19 protein-coding genes are annotated in these 20086 nt (G+C 66.2%); 8 read left to right on the plus strand and 11 right to left on the minus strand.

Translation table 11 applies throughout. The features are described from left to right. Positions 1 to 271: 271 nt before the first annotated feature. A complete protein-coding gene (locus DESFRDRAFT_RS14190) occupies positions 272 to 1384 on the minus strand; it encodes a glycosyltransferase (protein ID WP_005995008.1) in 1113 nt (370 codons plus the stop codon). Between the two features lie 149 nt (positions 1385 to 1533). Between DESFRDRAFT_RS14190 and DESFRDRAFT_RS14195 the strand changes: the two genes are divergently transcribed. Then, the gene (locus tag DESFRDRAFT_RS14195; RefSeq protein ID WP_005995010.1) at positions 1534 to 1728 is read left to right on the plus strand and encodes a hypothetical protein; all 195 of its coding nucleotides are present in this window, start codon (positions 1534 to 1536) and stop codon (positions 1726 to 1728) included. An 80-nt stretch (positions 1729 to 1808) separates the two neighbouring features. After that, positions 1809 to 2012: a hypothetical protein gene (locus DESFRDRAFT_RS14200; RefSeq protein ID WP_005995011.1), complete on the plus strand. Its 204-nt coding sequence runs from the start codon at positions 1809 to 1811 to the stop codon at positions 2010 to 2012. Positions 2013 to 2202: 190 nt separating this feature from the next. On the opposite strand, the gene DESFRDRAFT_RS14205 is transcribed toward DESFRDRAFT_RS14200, so the two are convergent. Beyond that, complete coding sequence (locus DESFRDRAFT_RS14205) at positions 2203 to 2607, minus strand: hypothetical protein (RefSeq protein WP_005995012.1); 405 nt, start codon at positions 2605 to 2607, stop codon at positions 2203 to 2205. Further along, on the minus strand, positions 2604 to 2795 hold the full coding sequence (locus tag DESFRDRAFT_RS14210) for a hypothetical protein (RefSeq protein ID WP_005995013.1): 192 nt from the start codon (positions 2793 to 2795) through the stop codon (positions 2604 to 2606). The genes DESFRDRAFT_RS14205 and DESFRDRAFT_RS14210 overlap by 4 nt, the downstream gene beginning before the upstream one ends. A gap of 515 nt (positions 2796 to 3310) precedes the next feature. Here DESFRDRAFT_RS14210 and DESFRDRAFT_RS14215 point away from each other — a divergent pair. From DESFRDRAFT_RS14215 to DESFRDRAFT_RS14225, 3 genes are read left to right on the plus strand one after another with little or no spacing between them, the layout of a single operon-like run. Next, positions 3311 to 4576, plus strand: coding sequence for an HDOD domain-containing protein (locus DESFRDRAFT_RS14215; RefSeq protein WP_005995014.1), 1266 nt, complete (start codon positions 3311 to 3313; stop codon positions 4574 to 4576). Between the two features lie 21 nt (positions 4577 to 4597). Continuing rightward, positions 4598 to 5137, plus strand: coding sequence for a hypothetical protein (locus DESFRDRAFT_RS14220; RefSeq protein WP_005995015.1), 540 nt, complete (start codon positions 4598 to 4600; stop codon positions 5135 to 5137). Between the two features lie 58 nt (positions 5138 to 5195). Then, positions 5196 to 7727, plus strand: coding sequence for a PAS domain S-box protein (locus DESFRDRAFT_RS14225; protein ID WP_005995017.1), 2532 nt, complete (start codon positions 5196 to 5198; stop codon positions 7725 to 7727). Here the strand turns inward: DESFRDRAFT_RS14225 and DESFRDRAFT_RS14230 are convergent. From DESFRDRAFT_RS14230 to DESFRDRAFT_RS14250, 5 genes are all read right to left on the minus strand, one after another. Further along, positions 7724 to 8278 carry a cysteine hydrolase family protein gene (locus DESFRDRAFT_RS14230; protein ID WP_005995019.1) on the minus strand — a complete coding sequence of 185 codons (555 nt, stop codon included), beginning with the start codon at positions 8276 to 8278 and terminating at the stop codon, positions 7724 to 7726. The two genes, DESFRDRAFT_RS14225 and DESFRDRAFT_RS14230, sit on opposite strands and share 4 nt — an antisense overlap. A gap of 44 nt (positions 8279 to 8322) precedes the next feature. Next, the gene (locus DESFRDRAFT_RS14235; protein WP_005995021.1) at positions 8323 to 9354 is read right to left on the minus strand and encodes an SGNH/GDSL hydrolase family protein; all 1032 of its coding nucleotides are present in this window, start codon (positions 9352 to 9354) and stop codon (positions 8323 to 8325) included. Between the two features lie 15 nt (positions 9355 to 9369). Further along, positions 9370 to 9963, minus strand: coding sequence for a glycerol-3-phosphate 1-O-acyltransferase PlsY (plsY, locus tag DESFRDRAFT_RS14240; RefSeq protein ID WP_005995023.1), 594 nt, complete (start codon positions 9961 to 9963; stop codon positions 9370 to 9372). A gap of 161 nt (positions 9964 to 10124) precedes the next feature. Next, on the minus strand, positions 10125 to 12242 hold the full coding sequence (locus tag DESFRDRAFT_RS14245) for a ribonuclease catalytic domain-containing protein (RefSeq protein WP_005995024.1): 2118 nt from the start codon (positions 12240 to 12242) through the stop codon (positions 10125 to 10127). Positions 12243 to 12616: 374 nt separating this feature from the next. Continuing rightward, the gene (locus DESFRDRAFT_RS14250) at positions 12617 to 13894 is read right to left on the minus strand and encodes an IMP cyclohydrolase (protein WP_005995025.1); all 1278 of its coding nucleotides are present in this window, start codon (positions 13892 to 13894) and stop codon (positions 12617 to 12619) included. A gap of 151 nt (positions 13895 to 14045) precedes the next feature. Here DESFRDRAFT_RS14250 and DESFRDRAFT_RS14255 point away from each other — a divergent pair, with 151 nt between their 5' ends. From DESFRDRAFT_RS14255 to DESFRDRAFT_RS14265, 3 genes are all read left to right on the plus strand, one after another. Continuing rightward, positions 14046 to 14411, plus strand: coding sequence for a hypothetical protein (locus tag DESFRDRAFT_RS14255; RefSeq protein WP_005995027.1), 366 nt, complete (start codon positions 14046 to 14048; stop codon positions 14409 to 14411). Positions 14412 to 14415: 4 nt separating this feature from the next. Beyond that, on the plus strand, positions 14416 to 15732 hold the full coding sequence (locus tag DESFRDRAFT_RS14260; protein ID WP_005995028.1) for an adenylosuccinate synthase: 1317 nt from the start codon (positions 14416 to 14418) through the stop codon (positions 15730 to 15732). Positions 15733 to 15793: 61 nt separating this feature from the next. Then, complete coding sequence (locus DESFRDRAFT_RS14265) at positions 15794 to 16666, plus strand: DNA polymerase III subunit delta' (protein WP_005995029.1); 873 nt, start codon at positions 15794 to 15796, stop codon at positions 16664 to 16666. On the opposite strand, the gene DESFRDRAFT_RS14270 is transcribed toward DESFRDRAFT_RS14265, so the two are convergent. From DESFRDRAFT_RS14270 to DESFRDRAFT_RS14280, 3 genes are all read right to left on the minus strand, one after another. Next, complete coding sequence (locus tag DESFRDRAFT_RS14270) at positions 16605 to 18380, minus strand: SGNH/GDSL hydrolase family protein (protein WP_005995030.1); 1776 nt, start codon at positions 18378 to 18380, stop codon at positions 16605 to 16607. The two genes, DESFRDRAFT_RS14265 and DESFRDRAFT_RS14270, sit on opposite strands and share 62 nt — an antisense overlap. A 93-nt stretch (positions 18381 to 18473) precedes the next feature. Then, positions 18474 to 18839, minus strand: coding sequence for a 4Fe-4S dicluster domain-containing protein (locus DESFRDRAFT_RS14275; RefSeq protein WP_005995031.1), 366 nt, complete (start codon positions 18837 to 18839; stop codon positions 18474 to 18476). Between the two features lie 16 nt (positions 18840 to 18855). After that, positions 18856 to 20082: a hydrogenase large subunit gene (locus DESFRDRAFT_RS14280; RefSeq protein ID WP_005995038.1), complete on the minus strand. Its 1227-nt coding sequence runs from the start codon at positions 20080 to 20082 to the stop codon at positions 18856 to 18858. Between the last annotated feature and the right edge of the window lie 4 nt (positions 20083 to 20086).

The raw sequence follows: 20086 nt of genomic DNA on the forward strand, positions 1-20086 counted from the left end.
TCCTAAAAGTTATGCCGCGAGTCCTGCCTTTCCATGCGGCGCTTCGCCGCTGGCGCACCTTGTCGCCGCAATCGCGTCCGGCGTCGAGGCGCTACGCGCCTCGTGCCGCCGGGCCGATTGCGGCGACAAACGTCCGAGCTCCCGCTCGCCAACCCCGCCTCCACCCGCCATCCCAAGCCGGGGACGGGGGGTCCGGGGGGCGCGCTCGCCCCCCGGCGGGGGCTGGGGGGCAGAGCCCCCGCTTCTGCCGGGCCTGGGGCGGCGCCCCAGCCTATCCCCGCCTCACGCCATCGATCACTGCCCGCATCCTTCCCACAAACACGCCCTCGCCAAACGCCCTGGCCCGGGCCTGGCAGGCCGGACGCATGGCCAGGCACCGGGCCGCGTCCAGGGCCGCAATGCCTTGCACCACATCGCTCGGGCCGGGGTCCGGGGGGAGCAGGATGCCGGTCTCGCCGTCGAGAACGGTTTCGGTCAGCCCGCCCTCGCGCACGCCGAGCACGGGTTTGCCGGCGGCCATGGATTCCACCGGGGAAATGCCGAAGTCCTCGTCGCGCGGGATGTAGATCGTGGCCAGACAGGAGCCGACAAGACGTTTCAGGTCGTCGTCGGGCGTCCAGCCGAGGACGTCGATGTTGGGATGGCCGGCGGCCAGGGCGCGCACGCGGGAAAGTTCCGAGCCGCCCGAGACCACCACCAGTCGCTTGTCGGGCATATGGCGAAAGGCTTCGACGATGACGTCCACGCGTTTGAGCACATCCACCCGGGCCGTGGACAGGTAGAAGGGTTCCTGGGCGAGGAACCGGAAGGCGGAGACGTCCACGGGCGGATGCACGACCGTGGCCGGCAGCTTGAGAAAGCGCTCGATGCGGCGGCGCACGGTCTCGGAATTGGCCACGATGGCGTCCATGGCCCGGGCCGCGCGTTCGTAGGCGCGGCGGTAGCGGGCCAGAAGCAGGGCATAAAGCGGCCGGCGCAAGGCGGATTGGCGGGACAGGTAAAATTCGCGGTGGTCGTAGAGAATGCGCGGCGGCGTGTGGCAGTAGAGCACCTGCGGGGCGCGGATGCGGGCGTGGGCCAGCGGGGCCAGGGAACCGCTGTGGACGGCGAAGGGCGCTTGGGTGCGGTGAAAATTCTCGAAGGCCAGGCACATGGCCAGGGTTTTGGAAATGCGCGCGGCCAGGGGATGGCGGCGGTCCGCGTCGAGGTTATGCGGCGCGGCCGGGCCGAAATAGCCGTCGGGGAAGGCGGAGGGGGAATAGGTCCCCGTAAAAAGGCGCGCTTTAAAGGCCCGGGCCAGGGACACAGCCACTTTCTCGCCGCCGCCGGGAAAGGCGAAGGCGTCGTGGAGGACAAGGGGGCTGGCGTCGACGAAATCGGGCATGGGCTTCCTTGATGCGCGTGGCGCGGTCGGGTGGGGATAGCGTGGCCGGCGGCGTCTGGCAATGGGAGAAAATCTCCGGGGCGGCTTGCCAGGGCCGCAAGCGGTGTTACAAGAGACAAAAAGCGCCCTGTGCGCCAAGGAGTTCCGCCATGGCTTACAGTGAAACGGTGATTTTGAGCGGCGTGGAATGCGACTACGATCCCGAGACCCATATCGCCCTGGTCTACTGCTCCAATTGTTCCGAGCGCAATGAAGTGGAAGTCTTTCTCGACGAGAACGGTGAGCCCGAATATGCCGGGTTTGTCTGCGCCAAGTGCGGGACGTTCAACAGTCCGGAAGGCTGAAGCGATATTGCCGCCCGTGCCCGCCTCGGCTACACCTCTCCCCATGGGCGCATGACAACACGCCCGGGAGTTTTACCACCATGGGGAACCTTGCCCATTACCTGGGAATGGTCAATAAAGCCCAAATTTATCAAGACCTTGTTTTTCTGCGCAACCGGATTTTCGACGCTATGGAAGCGGAGTTGACCGAGGACGAAGTGGAGACGGTCAAGCGGACCTGGACCGACCGGGCCAAGGATGAAAGCGTGCCCGTGGTGCCCGCTGGCCAGGTTCGGGAAAGGTGAAGTCCGTGCGAGAGGGGAACCCCTTTTGAAAAAGGGGTTCCCCTCTCGCGCTCTCCCCTCCCTCAAACTTTCAACGGTTACGGGTGATGTAACGGTAGCGCCCCGTAACTATCGAAAGTCTTTGGAAAGGGGGCCCGGGGGGAGAACCTTTCCGCAAGAAAGGTTTCCCCCCGGTTCTTTTCTCCCACCCTCACGAACCCGGGCGGCGCTTCAAGACGAGGTTCAGGGCGGGGCCGGATTTGGGCGTGAAGACGGCGTGGGCCTCGTTGGGCCCGACAACGGTTCCCTTGAGCAGATGGCCGCTGCCGTGCTGGGCGGCGAAATCGTCGCCGAGGACCACCCCGGCCACGTGGTAGGTATTGCTCCCGCCGCTGACGATGTCCGGAATCACGATAACGCCCGAAATCATGTCGCCCTGCCGGGTAAAACTGGCCGTGACTTCCTGGCCCAGCACCGTGGCCGTCCATTGGCCGGCGATTTCCTTCCCCAGGCCGGGGATGTCCTTGCCCGCCCGGGCCGTCCCGGCGGACAGCATCAAGAGGGCCAGCAGGCTCCCCGTCGCCAGGACGGAAACATATCGGAGGGAACCTTTCACAGCAGTCCCTCCCGCCGCATATAGCTGAGGAATTTCGTCCGAATGTTCTTCAATTCCGCCACCGCCGTCTCCAACAGAATGTAATGGCTCGAAAATTTGACCGCCTGTTCCAGCTCGCTCTGGCGCTTGGCCAGGCGCTGGTTGAGGTAATCCAAAAATGCCTGGACCCCGTGAGGCCCCTGATCCATATTTTCCAAAGAGTGCTCCTGATCGCCTCGCAACACGACTGTCATCCGTTTCGCACATTTGCGGCCTGGGGCCGCTGGCCGGCTTTATAAGCCTATAATCAGGAATGGGCCGCTGTTCAAGGATCGCGGGGGGACCTGGCCGGAAAAAAGCGGAAGCCGCCCAGGCCCAGGGAGTGGCCCAGACGGCTTCCTAAAAAGGCCGTGGTGGCGTGTTGGGGGAGGAGGCTAGGGGGTGGCCGCCACGGCCAGGTGATTTGGCGCGGTGTGGTTTCGGCTTTCGCCCACCGCTCTCGAATGACTCGATAGCAAATCCGGGGCCAACATCTTCCAGGGCTGTAATTTCTTTTTATCCACTGAAAAATCGGCCAATTATAAAAAAGCGCCAAAACGCATCGCCCCGGGCGGGCAAAAGAAACCTCGCGCCCCCCTTTTCTTTCGATTAGCTTTATTACAATCTTAACCGCGAAAGGCCGAGGCGGCCACGCCAGGCCGAAACGTCGGGAGGCGCGGAGTTGGTGGATACGGTCAGCATCGATGACATAAAGGACGGCATGGTCACCGCGGAAGACGTGCACGGCCAGCAGGGAGTCCTTATCATCCCCCGGGGGACCGTCCTTGGCGAAGAGCAAATCCGGGCCATGCGGGCCTACGGCGTGCGCGACGTGGCCATGGTCTCCGACGCGGTCCAGCCCGACGACACGGCGGCGCGCATCGCGGCGTCCGAGGCGCGTTGCCGGGAGTTGCTGCGGCCGCGCTTTTCCGGCCTCGACCTCGACGCGCCCTTTGGCCGGGCGGTTTTCGACCTGGCCGCCGAGCGCGCCGCATCCCGGGCCCTCGAGGCCGGCATCGACTGGGACGCCCCCCTTTCCGAGCCCTGCCTGCTCGCGCCGCCGCCGGAAGAGCAGCTTTTTTCCGCCACGGCCGTCGATCCGGCCGGCCTCGTCTCGGACGAGGTGGAGCTGGCCACCCTGCCCGAGGTGCACCTCCGCCTGCTCGACGCCCTGCAATCCGAGACCAGCTCGAGCCAGGAGCTGGCCGCCTGCATCGGCCACGACCCGGGACTCACGACCAAGCTGCTGGGCCTCGTCAACAGCCCCCACTACGGTTCGCGCGCGCCCGTCGACTCCATAAGCTGGGCCGTATCCATGGTCGGGCGCAAGGAGCTGACCACCCTGGCCATGGGCCTGGCGGCGGTCAGCGCCTTCGACGACATCGCCCCCGAACTCTGGGACATGCGGGCCTTCTGGGGGCACGCCGCCGCCTGCGGGGTCTACGCCTCGCTTTTGGCCGAGGATTGTCCCGGCACCGCGCCGCACCGGGTTTTCGTCGGCGGCCTTCTGGCCGACATCGGCCAGCTCGTGATCCTGCGCAAGCTGCCGGCCGCCGCCTGCCGGGCGCTTTTGCTGTCCCGGACGGAGGGATTGCCCATCGCCGTCGCGGAGACGGCCGTGCTCGGGTTCGACCATACGGCCGTGGGCCGGACGCTTCTTGCGCACTGGCATTTCCCGCAGGCGCTCACGGCCATGGTCGCCGACCACCTGCGGCCCGACGGACGGCCCGAAACACGCGAGACCGCCCTTGTCCACGTCGCCGACATCCTGGCCACGGCCTGGGCCTGGCCGGCTTTTTCCAGCGCCCCCGTCCCCGCCCTGTCCGAGGCGGCCTGGGATTCCCTGGGTATCGCCCCGGAAACGCTGGCCCAGGTCGCCGAGGCGGGCGATGTCCGCATTCGGGACATCGAATCCGTCTTTTTCGCGGCCAATCCTTTGCCACGCCATTAACCGCAACGGAGGTTCCGGGATATGAAACCCGACGCCCGTCAATCCGTCTCCCGCCGCAACCTCGTCCGCGCCCTGCTCGGCCGGGACACCCCTCCCGCGCCCCAGGCCGCCGAAGCGGCCGCCGCTCCCGACCGCCATGCCGCCGGGGACGCGGCCTACGCCGCCGGGGACTACCCGGCCGCCGTGGCCGCCTATCGCGCCTCGATCCGGGGCGATCTGTCCAACGCGCCGGTGCGGCTGCGCCTGGGTTACGCCCTGTACGTCCTGGGACAATACATCCAGGCCAGGGTTGAATTCGAACACGTGCTGCGCATCACCGGCGGCGAACCGATGGCCCGGCTGTGCCTGGGGCTGACGCTGCTCGCGCTGGACAAGCAGGAGCGGGCGGCCACCACGCTGGCCGCCTTCACCGCCCCCGAGCAGCCCGATCTGGAAAAAAGAACCGGGGAAGCGGCGCGCCTGCTCGCCACCGGAGAAGCGGCCGATCCGGAAGCGTTGCGGCGCGATATCGAAAGCGCGGCCCGGGCCACGGCCTTTTTACCCGAAATCGGGTTGGCATGACGAAAGAAGGCGCCGAAACGTTGCCATGCTTCCCTGTGCACTGTATGGTGCACAAATCATGGAGTCCCATCCTTTCGGCGAGCGCATCCGCCGCAAGCGACTGGCCTTGCTGGCCGACGACCCTCGCTATTCCCTGCGTCGCCTGGCCGCGCGCCTCGGCATCCAACCGTCGTACCTGAGCCGGTTGGAACGCGGCGCGGTTTCAGGGCTGTCCGAAAAAAACATCCTGGCCCTGGCCGAAGAGCTGGGCGAAAACCCCGACGCGCTGCTCGCCCTGGCCGGCAAGATCGCCCCGGACGTGCGGGAAGTCTTGCTCGCCCGGCCCGAGGCCTTTGCCTCCCTGATCCGGCGTCTGGCCGTGCTCCCGGATGCGGAAAGGGACGTCTGCGGCGACACGGACGCTCTTTTGACGTCGTTTCGCGAAACCCAGCGGCTGGGGCGGGTGGGCAGTTTCAGTCGGAATCTTGTCACCGGCGAGGCCTTTTGGTCCGAGGAATGTCTGCGCATTTTCGGCCTGCCCCCAAACGGCCCCTCTCCGAGCTACGCCGACTTCCTGGCCCTGGTCCATCCCGAAGACCGGGGCAAGGTGGAGGCGGCGCGCAAACAGCTCCAGGCCAAGGGGTGCCAGCTTCACTACAATTACCGCTTCCGGCGCGCCGACGGCCTGTGGCGCCATGCCAAAAGCGTGGCCCGCTCCGAGGCCGACGCGACGGGTCGGGTGGTGCGCTACCACGGGACCGTCCAGGACGTGACCAGCGAACGCCAGGCCCAGGAACATCTGCGTTCCATGGCCCGCTTCCCCGAAAGCAATCCCTTTCCCGTGATGCGCGTGGGCCGCGGCGGGCACCTTTCCTACGCCAACGCCGCCAGCGCGCCGCTTCTCGACAGCCTGGGCATGGCCGTGGGCCGGCCCGTGACGGCGGAACTCGCCGCCAGCGTGGCCAAGGCCCGGGAAACGGGGGTGCGCCAGGACCTCGACGTGTCCGTCGGCGAACGTATTTTCGCCATCGCCATGTCTCCGTCCTCGGTTTGGGGCGAAGTCAACTGCTACGGCCGCGACGTCACGGAGGAACGGCGGGTCGCGGCCGGGGCGGGCAACGACGAGCGCTGTTGCCGGCAACTGTTCGACGCCGCGCCCATCGGCATTTTCCGGGCCACGACCTCGGGCCGGCTGCTCGCCGCCAATCCGGCCATGGCCGCGATGTTCGGCTATGCCTCGCCCGAGGACATGTACGCCCACCTCGGGCACAACGCCGGCCTGGGCTACCGCGACCCGAAACGGCGCGACGAGATCGTGCGCCGGCTGTCCCGTGACGGCACCATAGGCAGTTTCGAAAACCCGTATCTGCGCAAGGACGGGACGGAGTTCATCGGCAACCTGCACGCCCGGCTGGCCGTTTCCGAAGAGGGCGAACCCGTTGTCGAAGGGTTCGTGGAGGACGCCACCGCCCGCAAGCAGGCCCAGAGAGAACTGGCCGCGCGCGAGGAGCGGCTGCAAAACCACCTGCGCAATTTTCCCTTGCCCACCCTGACCTTCCGGCTGCGCGACCGGGAGTTGGTGCTCTTAAGCGCCAACAAGGCGGCCGAGGCGCTTTTCAAGGGACGCATCGGCTCCTGTCTGGAAGCCCCGGCCGGAGCCATTTTCGACGAGGCCCCGGAGGTCTACCTGGCCCTTTGGAGCGCCCTGGAATCGCGCACGACCGAAAGCCGGCAACTCCTTTTCCGGCCGCCGGGCGCGACCGAACCGGGGCTTTTCGCCATGACCTTCGTCGCCGCCGGGCCGGACACGGTCATGCTCCACGCCGAGGAGATCACCGCCCTGGCCCGCACCCGCGAGGCCCTGCGCCGCGTCAACGACCAGTTGCGCGGCCTTTTGGACCATGTGCCGTGCGCCGTTTATTTCAAGGACCCCCAGGGCCGCTGCATCATGGTCAACCGGGCGGTGGAGGAGCTTTTCGGCCGGCCGGCCGAGGACATCGTCGGGCACCCTCCCGGACGCGTGCACGACAGCGAGGTGGCGGCGCGCATCAGCGAGGACGACAGGCAGGTCATGGAAACGGGACAGGCCATCACCGTTGAAGAGGAAATCATCGCCCAGGGCCGGACCAGGACGTTCCTCACCACCAAGGCCCCGCTCCGCGACGCCTCGGGCCAGCCCTGCGGCCTGTGCGGCATGTCCCTCGACATCACCGCGGTCAAGACGCTCGAGCACGACCTCAAGGCCGAGCGCGACACCCTGGCCTCGGTGCTGGCCTACGTGCCCTATGCCGCGAGGCTGGTCGGCGCCGACGGGCGCACGCTTTTTCTCAACCAGCGCTTCATCGACCTGCTGGGCTATGATTTGCAGGATATTCCGGACGCCGACGCCTGGATGCGCAAGGCCTACCCCGATCCGGAGCTGCGGGCAAAAGTGAGGGCCGACTGGCAGCAGTCGCTCGGCACGAACTGCCGGCGGGTCTACCCGGTCCGCTGCGCCGACGGCACCACGCTCTCCCTCGACTTCGATGTCGTGGCCCTGCCGGACGGACGGATGCTTTTGACCATGAGCCAGATCGAGGACGGGGATGATCGGAAAGAGAAACCGGCCTAGGCGATGCGGTTGAGCACATCCGTGGCCGAGGCGAAGGCCGCCCCGGCTTCGCGCATGGCGGCCATGGCCCGGTCGCAATCCCCGGGCTCGCGGTCGACGCCGGCAATGGCGTCGGTGATCACGGTCACGGCGAACCCCCTCTCCAGCGCGCCGAGCACGGCTTCCTTGACGCAGTATTCCGTGGCCACCCCGGCCACGTACAGGCGGCCGCCGTCGGCGACCAGGCCGCGCAGCAACACCTCGGCATGGGTATGCACGAAAAGCGACAGGGAATCCTTGTTGAAGACGATGTCTCCCGGGCCGGGGGTCAGGGCGTCGACCACGCGGGCCCCGGGCGTGCCCATCACGCAATGCGGCGGCCAGGCGGCGAATTCCTCGGAATCCTCGGGATGGGCGTCGTTGTCGTAGACCACGGCCGCGCCGTCGGCCCGAAACGCGTCGCGCAAGGCCACGATGGGCGCGACCACCGTTTTTCCCTTCGGGAAAAAAAGTTTTCCCTCCGGCGAAATGAAATCATTGAGCATGTCGACGATCAGCAGCACGTTGTCCATGACGGCTCCTCCCACCAGAGCGGAATCCAGGGGGAAAAAACGAACTAGTCCGCGCCGGACGCCGCTGGCGCGGGCGCGAGAATGGCCTTTTCCAAAAGCCCGGCCATCTCGGCATTGAGCTTCACGTTGGCGTGGGTGTCCACGCTGTTGACCACCATGTCCCCAGGATCGCGGCCGGCGAGAACCGGCGTCAGGTCCACGGTCTCCACACCCTTGCCCTTGAAATAGGCGGCCACGCGGGCGGTCATGGGCGCGGTGCCGGCCACGTCGGCAAGGCTCGGGATGATCAGCGCGATGAGCCGGACATGGCGCTTTCGGCACCAGTCCACGATGGAATCGAGTTCGCGCGCATGCTCGCCCCAGACCGCCGGGTCGATGTAGGCCGCGCGCAGGCGGTCCCAGAACGTCTTGGCCGCGTCCTCCAGGTTGCCCATGCGCGCCAGACGCCAGTAGACGAAATTGGCCAGGGCGAAATGGTCGACCAGATAGCCGGTGACCGCCCCCTTGGGAAATCGCACGGCAAACGGCAGCGGAAACTTGGCTTTTTCCGCCGCCCGGTAGATGTCGTTGACGAAGTAGGCCAGCACCACCACATCCGGCGTCTGGGGATAGCTCTCCAGGGCCTTGTCCTCGTCCACGGTGTCCCAGCCGATCTTGGAGGCGTTGGCCACGCGCCAGCCCGCGCCGAGCTTGCGCCCCAGCACGTCGCCGAAGCGGTCGGCGACGTTGTCGATGCCGTGCCCGGCGGCAAAGGAATCCCCCACCACCAGCACCAGCTTTTCGCCGGGAGCCTTGGGACGCGGTTCGGCGTCACGATAACCGAGGCTGTTGACCGGATGCCAGTGGCGCGCGAACCAGTTGCGACTGGACATGGTGATGTTGAAGCCGTCGGACTGGGCGAAAAAAAGGGCCATGGCCACTTCGAGGACAAGCAGGACCGCCAGCACGGCGTCCACGGCCACAAGCGCGCCCATGCCGCCGGTGCGGGCCCGGCCGCGCCGCAGGCGCGACAGCCCCCACATGGCGACCAGATTCAGCGCGACAAGCGCGAGTACGACATAAAGAATATGGATCATGGGCGTCCGGCGAGGCTAGCGTCCCTTGCGCCAGGACTTTTCCTGCCCGGCCACGAGGCGGGAGATGTTCTCGCGATGCTTGGCGATGACCAGCACCGCCACGATCAGGGCGGCATAGGTCAAGGCGCAGGGGCCAAGCCAAAAAAGGAGCACGGGCAGGCACACGGCCAACATCAGCGAACCGGCGGAGACGAACCCCGTGGCCCAGATGACCAGCACGCAGGCGGCCACGGACAGCAGCGCCGCAACCGGTGCCGCGCCCAGAAACACGCCGATGGTGGTGGCCACGCCCTTGCCGCCCTTGCCGTACAAAAAGACCGAATACATGTGGCCGACCACGGCCGCGACAACGACAAAGGTCAAAAAGACCGCGCCGCCACCCATGGCCCGAGCCACCAGCACCGGCAGCAAGCCCTTGAGCAGGTCCAGGGCCAGGGTCAGCACGCCGTAGCGCGTGCCGCAAAGCCGCGCCACATTGGTGGCTCCGGTGTTGCGGCTGCCGGCAAGCCTGGGGTCCACGCCGCAGGAGGCCTTGGCCACGGCCAGACCGAAGGGAAAGGCCGCGACAAGGTAGGTCAGCAAGACGAACGCAACAGAGGCAATGCCCATTTTCTACTCCGCATTTCCCCGGGAACGGGGGTTCGGGGGAGTTCCTCACCGGGAGAGTGGTGATGACGCCTTGAAATCCCTTTAAAAGTTCTTGAAGGGGGTCCAGGGGGAAACTTTTTTCAAAAAGTTTCCCCCTGGCCGCCGGAGGCATTTCTTTTTCCCTACCCTTCGGCACCCATGAAAAACGCCTCGGCGCCTTCGGGCAGCCGGGCCGGAATCTCCTCCGCGCCGAACACGCGCAGCTCGTTCGTCAACGGATCGATCCTGCCCAGGCGTAGCGCATAGCGCTGGCCGATGTAAATCGTGTCGCCCAGGGTGTCCTTCGTGGCCCGGACATACATCTGCATATCGGGCAGGGCCAGGGACACGAATCCGCCGCCGCCGAGATCCACCACGATGCCCTCGAAGGTGCGTTCGCGGCAGTGGCGTTGCAGAAACAGCAGTTTCCAGTAGCGGGGCCGAAACCGCTGCACCCGGCCCACGGCCTCGAGGCGCGACGTCAGCTCGGGCAGCCGGGCCTCCAGCTCGCCCCGGCTCCAGCGCGGCGCGCCGGTGCGCAAGAGGCTTTCGAGCTGAGCCAGGTTGACGAGGTCGCCGTACCGCCGCAACGGCGAAGTGACCGGGGCATAGGCCGGCGCGGCCAGGGTGGCGTGGGGCCTGGGATCGGGTTCGGTCAGGGTCGGGGGCAACTCGCGCACCACCCGTTGGATCGACGGCGGATCGCCGTGCACGCCGCGAATCTCCGGGGAAAGGGCCGCGTCCTGGGTGCGAAAAAGCATGGCCGCGCCGCGCGACACCGCATATTCGGCGGCGGCGGTGTTGCCGAGGATCATGAACTCGCTGACCATGAGCTGGGATTTGGGATAGCTCGGACACAGCCCCATCTCCACGGTCGTGTTGTCGGGATAGCCCGAGAGCACGACGTCCGGCTCGGGCCGCTCGATGATGACCGCCCCGCGCTCGAGGCGCTTTTGCCGCAGCATGACCGCCAGGGCGTGCCCCAACGTATAGGACCGCGGCGCATCGCCGGCATCGAGGGCCGCCTCCACGGCGGCGTAGGTGGTGTTTTCGGCCAGACGCACGAAGGTCTTGCGCATGGCGAAGCCGAGGATGTCGCCTTCCCCGGAAAATTCCCACTCCATGACCAGGGACGGCCGCACCTCGCCGGCAAGCAGGCTGTACAGCCCGGTGCCGAGTTCCTCGGGCAGCATGTGGCTGACCCCCTCGGGCAGATAGAGACTCGAGGCCCGATAGGCCACGGCCTTATCGAGGGGGCCGTCGAATTCCCAGTCCAGGGCCGGATCGGCCAGGGCCAGGACCAGCCGCATGCCGCCGTCCGGGCGGGGCTCGGCGTAAAAGGCGTCGTCGATGTCGCGGGTGGTCGGGGAATCGACGCTGACGAAGGGGATGGACTCGGGCTCCTGGCACAGCGCGGCCAGTCCCGCCTTGCGCGCCTCCACCTCGGCGGCCAGCGGCCGCCACCAGTCGTCCCCGGCGGCGTAATCGGCCTGATCGAGCAGATAATTGTAGTGCGGCGGTACGATGCCCCACTGGGTGGCCAGGATGTAGGCCTGGAACGGATGGTCGGGCAGGCCCTTTCGCAGCATGGCCCACAAGGTGGCGGACTCGGGGTCGTCGGCGTCGGCCATGAGCCTGCGCAACAGGTTCTTGAGCTTCTCCGCCGCCTCGGGATCGAGCTTGGCGGCCAAGTTCGCGCCCTTCTTGCGGTCGCCGGAAAGCCAGCCCTGCCAGAGCTCCTTGAAAAACGCCTGGCCGGCGACCACGACCTTCTCCCGCTCCTCGGCGAGCTTGGCCTCGGCCATGCGCCGCTCCACCAGCTCGGCCGGGAACACCTCGAACTTGGGCGGATGAAATTTGAAATGCGTCTTGCAGCTCAAAAGCGCCCGGCCCATGGCCGCCACTGCGTCCACGTCCGGCTCCTCGCCCACAAGCCCGGCAAACCACTCGGCCGATTCCTCGCGCACCTCGCCCTGGGCCAGCTCCCACAACTCCAGCGGGGCAATGGCCTTGGCCGCGGCCTCGCGCCTTACCTGGTGCGCGGCCAGAATCTCCAGCATCTCGCTGCGGTCCCGGGTCCCGTCATAGCGCGGCCCCATCCAGGGCAGCACCCGGGAGGCGGCCAGCTTCTCCTCACGCTTGGTCAACGTGTAAAGCCGCAAACGGCCCGAAGATTCCTCCAACACCCAGGCGACCTGAGGCTGGTTGCCCTGCATGAACTCCACCAGGCACCCCGGCCCGGCATACCGTTCCAACGCCATGTTGTGTGTATATCCTTTTAGAGAAGAGATGCGGAACCGGGGGAGGGAACCCTTTTTTGCAAAAAAGGGTTCCCTCCCCCGGACCCCCACCCTCCCCAAAAACTCTTAATAAACGATGAGACCCTCTCCGCGCGTTTCTTCCATGCGGCGCTTCGCCGCCGGCGTGGTTGTCGCCGCAATCGCGTCCGGCGTCGAGGGGCTTTAGCCCCTCGTGCCGCCGGGCCGATTGCGGCGACAAACGTTCGAGCCTCCGCCAACCTGCCACACGCCCGCTTCGCCAAAGCCGAATCGGGGGGTCCGGGGGGCCCGTGGCCTCCCGGCGGTGGGGTCCAGGGGAGGCAGAGCCTCCCCTGGCCGCCGGAGGCATTCCCCGCCTAGTGCCGAAACGACCGCTGGCCGGTAAAGACCATGGCCACTTGCGGCGTGGCCTCGTTGCAGGCGGCGACGACTTCGGTGTCGCGGATGGAGCCGCCGGGCTGGGCGATGGCGGTCACGCCCGCGCCGATGCACAGGTCCACGCCGTCGCGGAAGGGGAAAAAGCCGTCGGACACCAGCACCGAGCCGATGAGTCCGCCGCCCGCCGCCTCGGTGCGCTTTTCGATATCCTCGAGAAGTTTGGCCGCCTCGGGATCGGTCTTGGCCTTGAGCTTCAGTTCGTAAAGCGACATTTGGCAGGCGGCGAAGGCCAGTCCGTCGGCGTACTTGGTCTTGGCCTTGTGGATGGTGAGCTCCACCACGCCGACGCGGTCCTGCTCGCCGGTGCCGATGCCCACCGTCGCGCCGTTTTTGACGAAGATGACGGAATTGGAGGTCACGCCGGATTCCACGGCCCAGGCGAAGAGCAGGTCCTCGGCCTCGGCCGGGGTCGGAGTCCGGGCGGTGACGGTGGTGCCGGCCTTGTCGGTCGCCGTGGCCGGCAGAAAATCCTCGGCGGAAAGAATGCGGTTGCGGAAGGAGAACTGGAGCACCATGCCGCCGTCGGCCAGGCATTTGACGTCGAGGAACGGCTGGCCCGCGAGCTTTTCCAGCTGGGCCAGGCCGGGCAGCTTGAAGATGCGCAGGTTCTTTTTGGACTTGAGAATTTCCAGGGCCTTGGGCTCATAGTCCGGGGCGGCCACCACCTCGAAATAGACGGCGTTGATCTTTTCCGCCGTGGCCACGTCGAGGGTGCGGTTGACCACGATGGCCCCGCCGAAGGCGGCGATGCGGTCCGCGTGGAAGGCGGCCTCGAAGGCCGGGCAGAGTCCGTCGTCGGACCAGGCCGCGCCGCAGGGATTGTTATGCTTCAAGATGACGGCGGCGGGCTTTCGGGTCAGGTACTGGAGGATGTTGACCCCGTTGTCCACGTCGGTCAGGTTGGTCTTGCCGGGATGCTTGCCCGATTGCAGCAGGTGCTCCTCGGTGGCGGCGCAGACAAGGCCGTCGCCCGGGCCCCGGAAGGTCACGCCGCCAAGGGTCAGCCGCCCCTCGGCCGGGGCGTAGAGAGCGGCCGGCTGGTCGGGATTTTCCCCGTAACGCAAGCCTTTTTCCTGCCCGTCGATGGTCCAGGTCCTTTTGGCGAAAGTCAGTTCGGCATCGCCCAGGCGAATGACCAGTTCGGCCGGAAAGGGGTCTTCCACCATGGTGGTGTACATTTTCTTCAAGTCGCTCATAATCGTGGCGCTCCTTGCGCGTTGTCCGCGAGCGCATGCCTAGCACAGCCGGGAAGCGGCGGCAAATTGCATTTGGAAGGCCCGGCCAATTCTGCTACGAAGGCCTGTCCGCCCGGAAAGGCGGCCGGATTTCGGGGTTAGAGGTACGATCGTGGAACAGGTTCTGTTGAAATTGGCCCGGCAGCTTCGCGCCTTTGACGAGGCGTCGCTGATGGCCCTTTGGGACAAATACGCCGAGGCGGTGAGCCACTTCGAACCGTCGCAGCGCTGGGAAGAGTCGGTCCTTGTCCTGGCCATGATCCAGGGGATGCGTTTCAAAAACCAGCTATTCAACCATCATTGGGCCGAAGGCCGCCAGCCCGGGCACCAGCCCGCGCCGGCCACGGCCGAGACCGCGCCCTCCGTTGCCGCGCCCGGCGCTCCCGCCGCGACGCCGCAGGCGGAAACGACGCCCGCCGCCAAGCCGCGCCGGGGCAAGGTTCTGGAATTTCGACCCAAGGATGCAGGGGAGTCTTAAGGATATGGCCGAGCAGCGCAACCAGCAGGCATCCGGCACCGGCCGGGGCATCGTCATTCACGGCGCGCAGTGGGGCGACGAAGGCAAGGGCAAGATCGTCGACCTGCTCACCGAATCCGCCAAGGCCGTAGTCCGCTTCCAGGGCGGCAACAACGCCGGCCACACTTTGGTCGTGGGCGGCGAAAAAACCATCGTCCACCTCATGCCCTCGGGCATCCTGCACTCCGGCACCGTCTGCCTCATCGGCAACGGCGTGGTGCTCGACCCCGAAGTGCTGTGCCGCGAAATGGACACCCTGGGCGAAAAGGGCGTGAAGGTCACCCCGGAGCGCCTCGTCATCTCCAAAAAGACCCAGATCATCATGCCCTACCACCGGCTGATCGACGGCGCGCGCGAAACGCTTCGCGCCGGCGGCAAGATCGGTACCACCGGGCGCGGCATCGGCCCCTGCTACGAGGACAAGATGGCCCGCATCGGCATCCGCGCCGGCGACTTCGCCGACCCGGAACTGCTGCTCAAAAAGATCACCCACGCCCTGATCGAAAAAAATACGCTTTTCACCAAGCTCTACGACATGCCCGCCCTGGACCCCGGCGTGGTGGCCGAAGGATTGGCTCCGGTGGCCAAGCGCCTGCTCCCCTACCTCGGCGACGTGTCCTCGGTCATCCAGAAGACCCTGGCCGGAGGCGGCGACGTGCTCTTCGAAGGCGCGCAAGGCACCCACCTGGACATCGACCACGGCACCTACCCCTTCGTCACCTCGTCCAATACCGTGGCCGGACAGGCCGCCGCCGGCAGCGGCTGCTCCACCGCCGTCCTCGGCCGTGTCGTGGCCGTGGTCAAAGCCTACACCACCCGCGTGGGCTCCGGGCCCTTCCCCACCGAACTGTTCGGCACCATCGGCGACTACCTCCAGGAAAAAGGCGGCGAATACGGCGCGACCACCGGCCGCAAGCGCCGCTGCGGCTGGCTGGACCTCGTGCTTTTGCGCGAGTCCGCCCGCCTGTCCGGCCCCACCGAGATCGCGCTGACCAAGCTCGACGTCTTAAGCGGCCTCTACGAAGTCAAGCTCTGCATCGGCTACCGCTACAAAGGGCAAATCCACGAGTACCCGCCCCAGGAAGAAGGCGCCCTCGAACATGTGGAGCCGATCTACGAAACCATGCCCGGCTGGGAGGAAGACATCTCCGGCATCACCGCCTATGAGGACCTGCCCCTGGCCGCCCGCGAATACGTGTCGCGCATCGAGCAATCGCTCAAAACCACCTGCTCCATCATCTCCGTCGGCCCCGACCGCCGGCAGACCATGATTCGGGGGTAGCCGGAGCGCTGCCCCGGCGGGCGGGGACGTTGTCACCGCCCGCCATGACGATCATTTCACCATGTCCATTCCCACATCCGCATCCGCCTTCGGGGTCACCGAGCGCCAGACGCACGTGCTGGCCGGAGTGGACGCCTTGGCGCGGGCGGTGCCGCAGGCGCTGATCCTGGAAGGCGGCTCGGCCGGGGAACGCGCGGCCGTGGCGCTCTTTCTGGCGGCGCGGCTCAATTGCGAAGCCGAAACGCCGCCCTGCGGCGTATGCGGCACCTGCCGGCAGATCCTGGACAACGTGTTCTTGGATTTGCAGTATTTCGACGGCGCGGCGGAGACGATCAAGGTGGACGCCATGCGCGAGGTGCGCCGGCTGGTGGGCGAGCCGCCGCGCGGGCCGGGCAAGCGGGTGATCATCCTGGCCGAGGCGCAGGCCCTCACGGAAGAGGCGGCCAATGCGCTTTTAAAGGCCATGGAGGAGCCGCGTCCGGGCAACGTGTTCGTGCTTCTCGCGCCCCAGCGCGAACGGCTTTTTCCGACCCTGGTATCGCGGTCGTTCACGTTGACCCTGGCCTGGCCGGACACGGACGTGCCGCTGCCGGCCGGCGGCGACGATGATCCGTGGCCGCTTCTGGACGCGCTGCACGGCTTCTGGCGCACGGGGCGGGGCTGGTTTCCGGCGAACAAGGGACGGCCGTCGCGGCTTTGCGCCGAGCGGGTGGTGACGGAGCTTTCGCGGGAGCTGGCGGCGTTTCTTGCCGGACGCGGGGGCACGGATCTGGCCGATCTGCTTTCCGGCTGCCGGGACCCGGACATTCCCCGCCGGCTGGACCTGCTGCTCTCGGAGTGCCAGGAAGCGCTGGTGCTCTCCCCCACTCCCGTCAATCCGGCCCTGGTGCTCGATCGGCTGGCGACGCGCGCCTATCTGTGGCTGCGCGGCTGACCGTCTCCGAAGAAGAATCGGCCGGATAGCAGACGACCTCGAAGCGCCGCCACGGGGGATCGAGGGACTCTTTGAATATCCGCGCTTCGTTGCGCAGTTCCAATTTCAGAAACACCACGCGCGCGGGTTTTTCCCGCAAATCGATTTCAGCCAATCGGCTCGTCTCAAAAGATTCAGGCGCGGCCACGTCCTTTTCCGAAGCGAATTGCAGCGTGGTGTAGTCGCTGCCGCCGCGCGACCAGGAAAGCTGGGCGTACCCGTTTACGGGCGGCGCGAATTTTCGGAAAAACGTCACGGAAACCTGGGCCATGGGCTTTTCCGATTCCACCCGCAGTGTCAGCGTGCCAAGCGGGCCGCGCGTGACGTCGGGTCGCAAGCCGCTTATCCGGTTGCGCCCATGTCTGATATCAACGGTCCAGGGCACGAGGTTGTCGCAACGCACGGCGCGAATGCGCACAGGGCCGTTTTGGGCCGGCGCGACGCACCGGGGACCGAATTTCAGGTTCAAACGAACCGGATCGGCATAATCGAACGCCCGCCGCGCCGGAGCGATCGACACGACAGGCCCGCGAACGGATCGCCGCACGTGGATGGCTTCGGCCACGGCAGTGGCCATGACGGTATTGCCCTCGGCGCTCAGGTGCCCGTTTCGCGGCAACAGGTAATAACGATCGACCGCCTCTCCGGACATGGCGCGCAGTTGCCGAGCCAGATCAATGACCGGAATGCCGTTTTCCCGGCAAAACGGCACCAGGGCCAATGCCGGCTGGTTGAAATCCTCCCGGACCTGGGCCGCATCCGGGGCCAGGACGAAAAGAAACCGGGCGCCCGTGGACACGACCGCATCGCGCAGGGCCAGGAGCGCCCGGCGATAGTTGGACCACAGCCGTGAACGGGCAACACCGGGATCGGCCGTAAGCAGGCGTTGGCGATTGCCGAGCAAGGCATGTTCCGCGTCGGTCGGACGCACGTGGTAACCGGCGAGCGGTCCCGTCTCGGCGCGCGAGGGACCGGAGGGAGGAAGCCCGCTTTTGACGAACCGCGTCAATCGCGGGAAGCGCTTTTCGAGCCATTGGTTGAGACGGCGGTCCACGGCCTCGCGGCCGGTGGCCCGCTCCAACGGATTATACCGGCCGCCCTGGCGAGCAAGCAGGTCTTCGCGGAAAAACGTTCCACCCATCGCCTCGAGATCGTTGATGAAAAATTGGACTACCACCACGTCAGGCTTGAGCTTCGCCCCTTTTTCACGGAAATAGGACAGCTCGTCAAAGATATCGTAGAATGGCACTCCGGCGTTTATGACCTGGACGTCGCGGTCGGGCAGGCGTCGCCGCAACAATGTTTCGAGAAGGGCGGGATACGTCGCGTCGTCGTCGACGCCGACGCCGTAGGTAAACGAATCCCCCAGACACAACACGCGCAGGCCGTCGGCCGTCTTCTCGGCCGAGACAGGTTCCTCGCCGCGAAATCCCTGATTGTTTGTGGTCACCGTGTAGGGCAGTCCGTCGATTTCACGCGCCGTCACCCGAAGACGCGGCTCCATGTCGCCAAGGACATTGGCATAGCCGCGCGGCTCGACCCGCACGGCAGGACGGGAACCGGTGAAGGCCCAGTAGAGGCTGATCGCAAGATGGACGCCGAGGCACAGGCAAAAGACGAGAAAGCCGGCCAGGAAGATCAAACGCCTCGCCCCTCTCGGAGCGCTGTCGTTCATCATGCCGCCGCATAGCGGGCTTTCGGCGAAAAGACAAACGCCCGCCGTCGGGAAACCGACGGCGGGCGTTTACGCTCACGATCAGGCTCGCCGCTATTCGGCGGCGGCTTCCTTTTTCTTCTTTTTGGGCACGCCCTGGAGGGAAATCGTCTCGTGCTCGGTGCTCACGGGACGGTGTTCCTTGGTCATGGACAGGCAGTTCGTGGGGCACACGTCCACGCAGATGCCGCAGTAGACGCAGGCCATGGCGTCACAGGTCCAGGTGCCGACCTTGTTGTCCACGGTGATACACTGGGACGGGCATTTGATCATGCAGGACCGGCAGAAGATGCACTCGTCGATGTTGTTGACGAGGGTGCCGCGAAACCCTTCGAAGTGGCCCCGCACGGCGAACGGATACAGTCGCGTGGAGCTTTTGGTCAGCAGGTTGGCGACAACGTTTTTGGTCATGTTGAACATGGAACGCGCTCCTTTTTTACCGTTCGGTGCAGCTGATGCAGGGGTCGATGGACAGCACGAGGACCGGCACGTCGGCCAGCTCGCACCCCGGCAGCATGGCCAGAAGCGGCGGGATGTTGGCGAACGTCGGGGTGCGGATGCGCACGCGGTCCATGTATTTGGAGCCATTGGCCTTGAGATAGTAGAGCAGTTCGCCGCGCGGCTGTTCCACGCGGGTGACGGCCTCGCCGTCGGGCTTACCCTTGACTTTGACGGACACGTGCCCGCTGGGGAGGTCGAGGTTGGGCGGCGGCGCGGCCACGGTGCGGCGGCGTTTGTCGTGCTTGTAGGCCTGCATGATGTCGCCGCGCTCCCCGGTGATGGGCCGCGGCGTATCGTCGCCCAGGGCGCCTTCGATGTTGGTCGCGGTCTCGCCGGCGGGCATGCGGGCGATAGCCAGGCGCACCAGGTCGATGGACTGGAGCGTCTCCCGAAAGCGCACGGCCGAGCGGGCGTAGGAATCGCCGTCGTATTCGACGATGGGATCGAAGCCGAGTTCGCCGAAGGCCGCATAGCCGGTCTGCCGGGCGTCCTGGGCCCAGCCCGAGCCGCGAAGCGTGGGGCCAGCCGCGCCGAGCTGGTAGGCCTGCTCCTTGGTCAGCACGCCCTTGCCCACGGTGCGCTTTTTCACGGTGTAGTCGTTTAAGATGGTGCTCGAAAGCTGCTTGAGCTCCTTTTCGGAGATCGCCAGCTGCTGTTCGATCCACTGGCACTGTTCGGGGGAGAGGTCACGGCGCGTGCCGCCGATGACGTTGACGGAAACGACCACGCGGTTGCCGCAGGTGGCTTCCATGATGTCCATGATGCGCTCGCGAATCCGCCAGAACTGCATGAACAGGCTCTCGAAGCCGAAGGCGTCGGCGAAAAGCCCCAGCCACAGCAGGTGGGAGTGCATGCGGTGCAGCTCGCCCCAGATGGTGCGCAGGTACTTGGCGCGCGGCGGCACTTCGACGCCCATGATCTGCTCGAGGCCCTCGCAGTAGCAAAGCGCGTGCAGACAGGAGCAGATGCCGCAAACACGTTCGACGATCTGGATCATTTGGTTGAAGTCACGGATCTCGCACAGCTTTTCCAGTCCACGGTGAACGTAGCCCAAGGTCGGCAAGGCTTCGATGACAGTCTCGTCCTCGACGGTGAGCTTGAGGTGCAGGGGTTCCGGCAAGACCGGATGCTGCGGTCCGAAAGGCAATATGGTACGGGCCATAGGG

The sequence above is a fragment of the Solidesulfovibrio fructosivorans JJ] genome (genome assembly GCF_000179555.1).
GTDB classification, from domain to species: Bacteria; Desulfobacterota; Desulfovibrionia; order Desulfovibrionales; family Desulfovibrionaceae; genus Solidesulfovibrio; species Solidesulfovibrio fructosivorans.

What these genes read in the sequence shown, in the direction of transcription:
- DESFRDRAFT_RS14190 (WP_005995008.1), bottom strand. Translation starts at nt 1,384, where the DNA reads ATGCCCGATTTCGTCGACGCCAGCCCCCTTGTCCTCCACGACGCCTTC.
- DESFRDRAFT_RS14195 (WP_005995010.1), top strand. Translation starts at nt 1,534, where the DNA reads ATGGCTTACAGTGAAACGGTGATTTTGAGCGGCGTGGAATGCGACTAC.
- DESFRDRAFT_RS14200 (WP_005995011.1), top strand. Translation starts at nt 1,809, where the DNA reads ATGGGGAACCTTGCCCATTACCTGGGAATGGTCAATAAAGCCCAAATT.
- DESFRDRAFT_RS14210 (WP_005995013.1), bottom strand. Translation starts at nt 2,795, where the DNA reads ATGGATCAGGGGCCTCACGGGGTCCAGGCATTTTTGGATTACCTCAAC.
- DESFRDRAFT_RS14220 (WP_005995015.1), top strand. Translation starts at nt 4,598, where the DNA reads ATGAAACCCGACGCCCGTCAATCCGTCTCCCGCCGCAACCTCGTCCGC.
- DESFRDRAFT_RS14225 (WP_005995017.1), top strand. Translation starts at nt 5,196, where the DNA reads ATGGAGTCCCATCCTTTCGGCGAGCGCATCCGCCGCAAGCGACTGGCC.
- DESFRDRAFT_RS14230 (WP_005995019.1), bottom strand. Translation starts at nt 8,278, where the DNA reads ATGGACAACGTGCTGCTGATCGTCGACATGCTCAATGATTTCATTTCG.
- DESFRDRAFT_RS14235 (WP_005995021.1), bottom strand. Translation starts at nt 9,354, where the DNA reads ATGATCCATATTCTTTATGTCGTACTCGCGCTTGTCGCGCTGAATCTG.
- plsY (WP_005995023.1), bottom strand. Translation starts at nt 9,963, where the DNA reads ATGGGCATTGCCTCTGTTGCGTTCGTCTTGCTGACCTACCTTGTCGCG.
- DESFRDRAFT_RS14245 (WP_005995024.1), bottom strand. Translation starts at nt 12,242, where the DNA reads ATGGCGTTGGAACGGTATGCCGGGCCGGGGTGCCTGGTGGAGTTCATG.
- DESFRDRAFT_RS14250 (WP_005995025.1), bottom strand. Translation starts at nt 13,894, where the DNA reads ATGAGCGACTTGAAGAAAATGTACACCACCATGGTGGAAGACCCCTTT.
- DESFRDRAFT_RS14260 (WP_005995028.1), top strand. Translation starts at nt 14,416, where the DNA reads ATGGCCGAGCAGCGCAACCAGCAGGCATCCGGCACCGGCCGGGGCATC.
- DESFRDRAFT_RS14265 (WP_005995029.1), top strand. Translation starts at nt 15,794, where the DNA reads ATGTCCATTCCCACATCCGCATCCGCCTTCGGGGTCACCGAGCGCCAG.
- DESFRDRAFT_RS14270 (WP_005995030.1), bottom strand. Translation starts at nt 18,380, where the DNA reads ATGAACGACAGCGCTCCGAGAGGGGCGAGGCGTTTGATCTTCCTGGCC.
- DESFRDRAFT_RS14275 (WP_005995031.1), bottom strand. Translation starts at nt 18,839, where the DNA reads ATGTTCAACATGACCAAAAACGTTGTCGCCAACCTGCTGACCAAAAGC.
- DESFRDRAFT_RS14280 (WP_005995038.1), bottom strand. Translation starts at nt 20,082, where the DNA reads ATGGCCCGTACCATATTGCCTTTCGGACCGCAGCATCCGGTCTTGCCG.